Here is a 1,401-nt window from a genome sequence, read left to right on the forward strand (position 1 = left end):
GCGTGTGTGCCGAGCAGCCAATCTTGGCCGCGATCGAGGAAACAGCCGCCCATCGCGAAGAATGTTCGGCCTCATGTTCCGACACCATTCGAACGGCGCGGGCGCGGACTTCAGGGGAAAATTTGTTCGTCGTCTTGCTTGTCATAGACCCTACTTCTCACGAGTTGGGGTCTCCGGCAAATCCGGCGCGGTTCATCGCGCCCTATGGCGTTTATGACATTGCGGCCAACGTCGGCTTGGTCAATCTCGGCACCGATCACGACACCGCGGCGTTTGCGGTCGAAAGCATTCGACGCTGGTGGCTCCACTTGGGCAAGAGCCGATATCCAGACGCAACCAGCCTGCTCATCACCGCCGATTGTGGGGGCAGCAATGGCTTTCGTGTTCGCTTATGGAAACGCGAACTGCAGGCCTTCGCCAACGAGGCCAGACTTTCCATAACCGTCGCCCATCACCCTCCCGGGACGAGCAAATGGAATCGCATCGAACATCGGTTGTTTGCCTTCATCACGCAGAACTGGCGCGGCAAACCGTTGATCAGCCACGAGGCGATCCGCCAGTTCATCGGATCGACGACCACAACGACCGGGCTTGAGGTGCGGTGCTGTCTCGACGAGAATGAATATCCCAAAGCCATTAAGGTCTGCGACGCGGAAATGGATGCGATCAATCTCAGATGCGACGACTTCCATGGTGAGTGGAACTATACGATCGCACCGACACTCATCGTAGCTGACGATGCCAATAGACCCGTGGCCAGTTTCGAGGGGGAAGAATGATCGACGACCCTGATAAGACCAACCGCCTTGTTGATGCGTTGGAAGCATCCCTTCCCGTCGAAACCAGGCTTTCCGCATCCCTGATGCAGACACTGTCGAAGAAGTCTCCCGATGTGGCTATTCCGGCGAGATGCAACGTGGTGAGTGTCTTCTATATGGGCGAGGAAGGCGGAATTATGTGCGCTTTGGACATCGGCGGTCCTCATGCCAAAACGCCGCACTTGGTCTCCATCACCCACCTGGTCTTCGAACGAAAAGTACCGCTGTTCAGCCAAATCGACGCATACCAGCGCCATCGCATCAAGAAGCTCAAACAACAGGCACGCCGCTACGATCAATGAACGCTTCTAGAAAACGCAGCGATAGTTTCGTACCGGCTCCTAAGGACGGTTCGGACAATAAGCGCTACATGTTTCTTGGTGTGATAGTGTAGTTCCACTCCGGATGGAACGGGTCGCCTATGATATTGAGGCTTGCCATCTGGGCATTGGAGACCTTGACGCCCTTTTGGTAGGTGCGGGTGTCGATGGCGCATTCAACCTTGAGGCCGGTCGTTGTCGTGGTTGCGCCGATCAATTCGACCACGGCCATGCGGCTTTCAAGCGGCCGGCCGCGCCAATTC

Annotated in this window: 2 protein-coding genes and 2 pseudogenes; 2 read left to right on the plus strand and 2 right to left on the minus strand. The window is 56.5% G+C overall.

The features are described from left to right. Positions 1 to 145: pseudogene (locus AC1D06_RS42570) on the minus strand (IS3 family transposase); the annotation flags it as partial. A gap of 55 nt (positions 146 to 200) precedes the next feature. On the opposite strand from AC1D06_RS42570, the pseudogene AC1D06_RS42575 reads away from it, so the two are divergent. Both AC1D06_RS42575 and AC1D06_RS42580 read left to right on the plus strand, forming a co-directional pair. After that, positions 201 to 779: pseudogene (locus AC1D06_RS42575) on the plus strand (ISAzo13 family transposase); the annotation flags it as partial. Further along, positions 776 to 1,120, plus strand: coding sequence for a hypothetical protein (locus AC1D06_RS42580; RefSeq protein WP_477991598.1), 345 nt, complete (start codon positions 776 to 778; stop codon positions 1,118 to 1,120). The pseudogene AC1D06_RS42575 and the gene AC1D06_RS42580, both read left to right, overlap by 4 nt. A gap of 64 nt (positions 1,121 to 1,184) precedes the next feature. Here the strand turns inward: AC1D06_RS42580 and AC1D06_RS42585 are convergent. Next, positions 1,185 to 1,401, minus strand: a 217-nt coding sequence (locus tag AC1D06_RS42585) for an ISAzo13-like element transposase-related protein (protein WP_477991600.1), incomplete at its 5' end; no start/stop codon positions are given.

The organism is Rhizobium sp. P2_G2, from assembly GCF_056403555.1.